6 protein-coding genes are annotated in these 8,149 nt (G+C 70.2%); 4 read left to right on the forward strand and 2 right to left on the reverse strand.

Annotation, left to right across the window (positions count from 1 at the left end; translation table 11 throughout):
• Positions 1-168 precede the first annotated feature (168 nt).
• Positions 169-1,071 (reverse strand): SAM-dependent methyltransferase, encoded by a 903-nt coding sequence (locus tag AOK08_RS16095; RefSeq protein ID WP_055526254.1) that lies wholly within the window; start codon positions 1,069-1,071, stop codon positions 169-171.
• Positions 1,072-1,552: 481 nt separating this feature from the next.
• The gene (hemB, locus tag AOK08_RS16100; protein WP_055526255.1) at positions 1,553-2,542 is read right to left on the reverse strand and encodes a porphobilinogen synthase; all 990 of its coding nucleotides are present in this window, start codon (positions 2,540-2,542) and stop codon (positions 1,553-1,555) included.
• Positions 2,543-2,904: 362 nt separating this feature from the next.
• Between hemB and lanL the strand changes: the two genes are divergently transcribed.
• From lanL to AOK08_RS16115, 4 genes are all read left to right on the forward strand, one after another.
• Positions 2,905-5,604, forward strand: coding sequence for a class IV lanthionine synthetase LanL (gene lanL, locus AOK08_RS16105; RefSeq protein WP_055526256.1), 2,700 nt, complete (start codon positions 2,905-2,907; stop codon positions 5,602-5,604).
• Between the two features lie 44 nt (positions 5,605-5,648).
• Entirely contained in the window at positions 5,649-5,804 is a 156-nt protein-coding gene (locus AOK08_RS46515) for a VenA family class IV lanthipeptide (RefSeq protein WP_198539284.1), read from the forward strand.
• 131 nt (positions 5,805-5,935) lie between these two features.
• The gene (locus tag AOK08_RS16110) at positions 5,936-7,066 is read left to right on the forward strand and encodes an ATP-binding cassette domain-containing protein (protein WP_055526257.1); all 1,131 of its coding nucleotides are present in this window, start codon (positions 5,936-5,938) and stop codon (positions 7,064-7,066) included.
• Positions 7,063-7,980: an ABC transporter permease gene (locus tag AOK08_RS16115; RefSeq protein WP_079054053.1), complete on the forward strand. Its 918-nt coding sequence runs from the start codon at positions 7,063-7,065 to the stop codon at positions 7,978-7,980. Before AOK08_RS16110 ends, AOK08_RS16115 begins: the two co-directional genes overlap by 4 nt.
• The last annotated feature ends 169 nt before the right edge of the window (positions 7,981-8,149 follow it).

An 8,149-nucleotide genomic window follows, 5' to 3' on the forward strand; every position in this document is an offset into this window, starting at 1 on the left:
GTCATATGCGGCTCCTTCAGGCGAGCGGCGGGCGGCGGGCGGGCGGTCGGCGCGGCTCCTGCCCACCCACACCCTAGGGAAATGCATGCCGCCTACAACCGCTTTTCACGATGCGGACGCCACCACCGGCCCCACTCCCCTCCGCTTCCCCTCCGCCTCCCTTCCGCCTCAGGGCTTGCGGCCACTCGCCCCGTACACGTTGATGTCCGCGTCCGTGACGTCGTTGATGTCGCGGTAGCGGACCTTCTCGATGTCGTCGAGCGAGTCGAGGTACGCGGCGTCGACCTGCTCCGGGAGGGGCGCGCCGCCGTCTGGACGCCAGTGGTGGGCGGGCACGACGCCCGGCTCGTCGAGGATGAACCCGTTCTCCTCGAAGAAGCGCTCCACCTCGGCCCTGGACCGCAGCACGAAGGTGAATCCGCGTTCGGTGTAGGTCCGCTGGACCGCGCGGATCTTCTCGGGGTTCAGGTCCTCGGTGAGGTGACTGAGGACGAGCCGGCTGCCGGACGGCAGCGCGTCGGCCAGCTCGCGCACGATGTCGTACGCCTCCGGCGCCTCCACGAAGTGCAGTACCGCCGCGAGGACGAGGGCGATCGGCCGGTCGAAGTCGAGGGTCTCGCGGGCGTGTTCGAGGATCTGGGCGGGGTCGGCGAGGTCCGCGTCGATGTAGTCGGTACGGCCCTCGGGCCCGCTGGTGAGCAGGGCGCGCGCGTGGGCGAGCACGATCGGGTCGTTGTCGACGTACACGACCCGGGTGTCCGGGGCGATGCGCTGGGCGATCTGGTGGACGTTGTCCTGGGTGGGCAGGCCGGTGCCGATGTCGAGGAACTGCCGGATGCCGTCGTCCGTCGCCATGGCGGTCACGGCGCGGCGCATGAAGTCGCGGTTGTGCCGGACGTCCAGGTAGCCGCGCGGATTGGCGGCGAGCGCGGCGGCGGCGGCGTTGCGGTCGGCGGGGTAGTTGTCCTTGCCGCCGAGGAAGACGTCGTAGACCCGGGCCGGGTGGGCCTTGGTGGTGTCGATCCTCCTTCTCAGCTCGGCGGGGTCCTGACGTAGAGCGTCGGCGCTCATGTGGCCTCTCCCTGGGGAGCCGGGTGTCCAAACCTCTTTAACGGACAACAACCTAGCCCCCGACGGGAGTTGACGTTCGAAATTCGAAAATCGACCGCCGGGCGATGCCAGGAACCGGCTCCCGCCGTCCCGGACCGCTCCGGAACGGGACACCGTCTCCGCAGGTCAGCGCGCTGGTTCACGGACAGGCGTCCCAGATTCACCGTGAAACATGGTGCTGGGACGCGTCACGCCACAAGCTGTTGCCACCCGAACAGCACAGCAGTCGCCACCCGCCCCCTCCCCTCCGAAAGGGCACACCCATGTCCGTACGCACTTCCCGTACGCGTCTGTTCGCCGCGACAGCGGTCGCGCTCGTCGCGCTCACGACACTCACGGCGTGCGAGGACGGCCAGGGCGTACGTGACGAGGGCCCGTCATCGAGTTCGGCGGGATCGGAACGAGCCCCCGCATCCGTGTCCGCACCGGAAGCCGGGAGGGCTCAGAGCATCCGGGCGGCCTCGGTGGCCCAGTAGGTGAGGATGTTCTGCGCGCCGGCGCGCTTGATCCCGGTGAGGGTCTCCAGGATGGCCCGCTCCCGGTCGAGCCAGCCCTTCTCCGCCGCCGCCTCGACCATCGAGTACTCGCCGGAGATCTGATACGCGACGACGGGCACGTCCACGGTGTCGGCGACCCGGGCGAGGATGTCGAGATACGGGCCCGCCGGCTTCACCATCACCATGTCGGCGCCCTCCTCCAGGTCGAGCGCCAGCTCCCGCAGGGACTCCCGGGCATTGGCGGGGTCCTGCTGGTAGGTCTTCCGGTCCCCCTTCAGCGAGGAGCCGACGGCTTCCCGGAAGGGCCCGTAGAAGGCGGACGAGTACTTGGCGGTGTAGGCGAGGATGGCGACGTCCTCGCGCCCGATCTGGTCGAGGGCGTCCCGTACGACCCCGATCTGCCCGTCCATCATCCCGCTGGGGCCGACCACATGGGCGCCCGCGTCGGCCTGCACCTGGGCCATCTCGGCGTACCGCTCAAGCGTGGCGTCGTTGTCGACGCGCCCTTGCGCGTCCAGTACTCCGCAGTGCCCGTGGTCGGTGGTCTCGTCGAGGCAGAGGTCGGACATGACGAGCAGCTCGTCGCCGACCTCGGCGCGCACATCGCGGATGGCGACCTGGAGAATTCCGTCAGGATCGGTGCCGGGAGTCCCGAGCCCGTCCTTCTTGCTCTCCTCCGGCACCCCGAAGAGCATGATCCCGGAGACCCCGGCCGACACGGCGTCCACGGCGGCCTTCTTCAGACTGTCCCGGGTGTGCTGGACGACTCCGGGCATGGCCGCGATCGGAACGGGCTCACTGACCCCCTCCCGCACAAAGGCGGGGAGGATGAAGTCGGCGGGGTGCAGCCGTGTCTCGGCGACCATGCGCCGCATGACGGGCAGGGTACGCAGCCGCCTGGGACGCGCACCGGGAAATGATCCGTACTTCGACATACCTCCACGCTACGCCCGCCCCACCCGTGCCCTTGCCGACGCGGAGTCGGGCACTGGGCACTGATCGCCGGGCGCTGGGAGAGCTGAGCACTGGGAGAGTTGGGGCCGACGGGTCACCACGACTCTCCTGAATCTCCGCCGTCAGGCAAATTATTCAAGATAAACACGACTCCGAATGTTTATTCTTGCCGAGTGCGGACGGCAATGCCAGTGCGCTCTTTCTGCGCCGGACTGCGCCGTCCCTGACGAATAAATACCACGCGCTCGCTGAATCGAGTGACTTCGGGAGAGGAACCATTGTAAATTCCCTGTTGCGACGGGCATATTCCTCCCAGCGAATCTCATCGCTGGGAGGGACACGCATGACAAGCCACGCAACCGAGGCAGACCTTGAAAGCCTGCTCCACCAGGCATTACAGGTCATAGGCACCGGCACGCACTGGACGACGGGCACGGACGAGATGTGGTGCCTCCTCACACCTCAATCCGGAATACAACGCCGGCAAGGCTGGAAACTGCACGTGTCCGCGACGGCCGCCTCCGCACCGGAAGTCCTCACAAAAGCCCTGGATGTGCTGCTGCGCGAGGAGTCGGCATTCAAGTTCGTCCGCTCTCTCGACCAGGTGAGCGCACTCAACACCCGTGCCACACCACGGGGAAGTTCAGGCAAGTTCATCACCGTGTATCCGCCCTCCGACAGGGCCGCGGCCCGAATAGCGATGGAATTGCACAGGGCCACTTCAGGACTTTCCGGACCCCGGATCCTGTCCGACCAGCCGTATGCCCCGAACAGTCTGGTGCATTACCGTTACGGCGCCTTCGTCGGCCGCCGCCGGCTGTCCGATCAGGGGCTGCTGGTGTGGTTCATCGAGGACCCCGACGGAAATCCGGTGGAGGACAAGCGCACCGGACAGTATTCCCCGCCGCCCTGGGCGATCAGCCCTTTCCCCTCCTCCGTACCGCTTCCTCCACAACAGGAGAAGGCGGCGAGTCGCCCCGTACTGCTCGGCGGCCGGTTCTCGGTACGGGAAGCGATCCGGCACACCAACAAGGGCGGCGTCTACCGGGGCACCGACGTCACGACGAGCGCCGCTGTGGTGATCAAGGAGGCCCGGCCGCACGTCGAGGGCGACGCGTCCGGCTCCGACGTCCGCGACTGGCTGCGGGCCGAGGCCAGGACACTGGAGAAGCTCAAGGACACGGGACTGGCACCGCGGTCGCTCGCCATGTTCGAGACGGGCGGGCACCTGTTCCTCGCCCAGGAGGAAGTGCCGGGCATACCCCTGCGCAACTGGGTCGCGGAGCGCTTCCGTGATGTCGGGAGCGAACGCTACCGGGCCGACGCGCTCGCCCTGGTCGTACGTCTGGTGGAGCTGGTCGCACAGGCACACGCCCACGGCTGCGTACTGAGGGACTTCACGCCCGCCAACGTCATGGTCCGCCCCGACGGAGAACTGCGTCTGATCGACCTGGAACTCGCCGTGCTGGAGGGCGACATACCGCTCCCGACCCAGGTGGGGACTCCCGGCTTCAGCGCACCCGAGCGCCTGGTGGACGCTCCGGTCTCCCCGACGGCCGACTACTACAGCCTCGGTGCCACCGTGTGCTTCGTACTCAGCGGGAAGATACCGAACCTGCTCCCCGAGGAACCGGCCCGCCGGCCCGCGGAGCAGCGGTTCGCCGAGTGGCTGGCCGCCTGCGCCGGAACGCTGCGGCTGCCGGACGGTCTGGCGGAGCTGATCCTCGGGCTGACGAAGGACGATCCCGGCGAGCGCTGGGACCCCGCCAGGGCACGCACGGCTCTCCTCGCCCTGAACCCGGCCCAGCCGTGGCCCCCCGTCGCCGGACGGGCGCGGACGGACGAGCCGAACAAGCCGAACGAGCGGAACGAGCCGGACGCCGCGACACAGGCCGCGATCGACGGGATGGTGAACCACCTCGTCGACTCGATGACCCCGGCCGACGACCGGCGGCTGTGGCCCGTGTCCACCCTGGCCGGCGAGACGGACCCCTGCACCGTGCAGCAAGGTGCGGCAGGTGTGCTGGCCGTCCTGACCCGGTACCTCGAGCTCACCGACGACCCGCGCCTGCCTGGCCTGATCCACACCGCGGGCAACTGGATCGTGGCCCGTACCGACACCCGGTCCATACGTCCCGGCCTGCACTTCGGCGGTCGCGGAATCGCCTGGGCGCTGTACGAGGCCGGACGCGCCGTCGACGACCGCGCGCTCACGGACCACGCGTTGAGCCTGGCACTGGCCCCGCTGGAACCGACACCCAGCCACGACATCACCCACGGCTGCGCGGGCAGTGGCCTCGCCGCCGCCCACCTGTGGCACCGGACCGGCGACCCGCGACTGGCCGAGCGGGTGGTCGACGCGGCCGACCGGCTGGCCGCCGCCGCTCAGCCCGAGCCGTCCGGCGTGAGCTGGCCCGTACCCGCCGAAGCCGTTTCCGAAGAGGCCGGCAAACGCTATCTGGGCTTCGCGCACGGAACGTCCGGCATCGGCTCCTTCCTCCTCACCGCGGCTGCCGTCTCCGGCCGCCCCGAGCACCTGGAGCTGGCCGTGGCGGCGGGCGAGCACCTGGTCGCCAACGCCGTGCCGGTCGGAGAGGCGGCCCAGTGGCCGGCCCAGGCCACGGACCCGCCCACGGCCCCGTACTGGTGTCATGGCTCGGCGGGCATCGGTTCCTTCCTGATCCGCCTCTGGCAACGGACCGGGGACAAACGTTTCAGCGATCTTGCCCGCGGCGCCGCGCACGCCGTCGCGGAACGCGCGTCCCGAGCCGCCCTCGCCCAGTGCCACGGGCTGGCGGGCAACGGCGACTTCCTCCTCGACATGGCGGACGCCACCGGGGATCCCGCCTACCGCGCGATGGCCGAGGACCTGGCCCGTCTCATCGTCTCCGAACGGGCCCACCGCGACAGTCACGTCGTCTTCCCCAACGAGTACGGGGACGTCTCGACGAGCTGGAGCGACGGTTCCGCGGGAATCCTGGCGTTCCTCCTGCGGACCCACCACACAGACTCCCGGCACTGGATGGTCCAGCAGCCGGGCTGAGCGACGGAGAACTCCGTCGCTGCCTCACAGAGAAGGAGAATGTCATGGAGAACCAGGCCCTCGAACTGCTGGCCCACCTGCACGCCCTTCCGGAGACCGACCCGGTCGGCTTCGACGGTGCGTCGTTCAGCGGAACGTGCGCGTGCGTCGGCCTGCTGACGCTGCTCAACACCGTCTGCGTGGGCATCAGCTGCGCCTAGCCAGACCCTCCGGCCGGTGGCTGCCCCGGGCAGCCGCCGGCCGGAGGAACCGGCCCCGCTTCGGCAGCCGGGGCCGGGCCCTTGGCAGACACCCCCGTAGACGAGCACCCCCCGTAGACGAGGACCCGACGATGCAGCCACATGCCGGTGACCAGGCCCGCACCGGAGCGACCACGCCGACCGCCACCGCCACCGTCACCGCCCCGGACGCCGCCCGGTCCGCCGACCGACCGGTGTACGCCATCAGCACGCGCGGCCTCGTCAAGGACTACCCGGGTCCGGACGGGACCACCGTCCACGCCGTTCGCGGCCTGGACCTGAACGTGCTCAAGGGCGAGACCTTCGCCTTCCTCGGCCCCAACGGCGCGGGGAAGTCCACCACGCTCGCCCTGCTCTGCGCGCTGGCCCTGCCCACCGCCGGACAGGCCACGGTGGCGGGCGCCGACGTGCTCAGCCGGCCCGACCAGGTACGGAAGGTGGTCGGGATGCTCTTCCAGCACAGCGCCCTGGACCCGGACCTGACAGCCGAACAGAACCTGCACATCCACGCCCGCCTCTACGGACTGCGCCGCCGCCACGCCCGCCTGCGCGCCACCGAGACACTCGGCATGGTCGGGCTGACCGACCGGAGGCGGGCGCTGGTACGCACCCTGTCGGGAGGCATGCGCCGCCGTCTGGAGCTCGCCCGCGGCCTGCTGCACGCGCCCCAGGTGCTGTTCCTCGACGAGCCGACCACCGGTCTCGACCCACACGCCCGCGCCCAGGTCTGGGAGCACCTGCGCACCCTGCGCGACCAGCACGGCTGCACGCTCTTCGTCACCACCCACTACCTGGAGGAGGCGGAGAACTGCGACCGCCTCGGCATCATCGACCACGGCCGGCTCGTGGCCCAGGGCACGCCCCTCGCGCTGAAGGCCGCGATCGGGGACGACCGGGTGGCGCTGCGCACCAGCGACGACGCGGCGGCGCGACAGGTCGTGGGCCGGCTCGCGCCGCCGGGCCTCGGCGTCACCCTGGACGCCGAAGGCGTGTCCCTGCGGGTGCCCGACGGAAGCGCCTGGATTCCCCGCCTGTGCGCGGCGCTGGAAGCCCACGGCATCGCGGTGCACGCCGCGTCCGCGACCCCACCGACCCTCGACGACGTCTTCTTCCACCACACGGGCCGCAGCATTCACGCCCCACGGCCCCACCCGGCAGCCGATGCGGCACCGGACGCGGCTGTTTCCGGCGGCGCCCCGGCTGGAGCCGAGGAGTCCCGATGACCGCACCCGCCGCCCCGGCCCCGAACGCCTCCGGCAACCCTGACGACCTTGCCGCCTCCCACGGCACCGACGGCACCGACGGCACCGACGGCACCGGCCATGAGCCGGGGACCCGTCTGCGCCGTGAACTACGCGCGGTCCATGCCCTGGTCTACCGCGATCTGCTGCGTCTTTCGGCCCAGTCCACCCACACCGTCCTGATGCTGCTCCAGCCGGTGCTGTACCTCTTCGTCCTGGGGGGTGGTCTGGCCACCCTCATCCCGAACTCCACGCTGGGCGTGGGCTACCGGACGTATCTCTTCCCGGGCATTCTGATCATGACGGTACAGACACCGGCCATCATGGTGGGCATCCGCCTGATCACCGACCGGCAGAGCGGCTACCTGCGTGAACTCCTCATGGCCCCGGTCAGCAGGTCGACCCTCCTGCTCGGCAGCTGCGCCGGCGGCACCATCGTCTCCACGGTCCAGGGCGCCGTCCTGCTCTGCCTGGGAGGCGCCGTCGGCATGCCGTACGACCCGGTCCTCCTGGCGCTGCTCCTCGGCGGCATGACCCTGACCTCGTTCACCGTCACGGCCCTGGCCCTGGCCCTGGCGGTGAGCCTCGGCCGGCCCGAGATCTTCCACATGCTGCTCGGCCTGGTGATGATGCCGCTGCTGTTCCTCTCCGGCGCCTTCTTCCCCCTGGAGAACCTGCCGGGCTGGGCCCACACCCTGGCCGCCGTCAACCCGCTCGCCTACGGAGCCGACCTGCTCCGCCGCTGCATCGCGCTCCGGGTACCGGACCATGCGGCCACCGCGGGCATCGAGTGGTCCGGCTGGCAGCCTCCCCTGCTCCTGGAAGCCGCCCTCCTGCTGGCCACGGGAGTCACGGCCCTGCTCTGGGCCGCTCACCGCTTCAGCCGCCCCGAATGACACGCCGCGGCAGGGCATTCATGGGTCTTCGGATCTGAGCCGGCCCGTTGGGGGTCCCCTCTGGGGGAGTTTGAGGGCGAGGCCCCTTCAGAGCCGAAGCGGGGGTCCGGGGGCGGCAGCCCCCAGGAACGGGACGGGAACGGGTAAGGGCTGGCTCGTATACACATTT

This window comes from Streptomyces graminilatus, assembly GCF_001418565.1.
Classification (GTDB): Bacteria; Actinomycetota; Actinomycetes; order Streptomycetales; family Streptomycetaceae; genus Streptomyces; species Streptomyces graminilatus.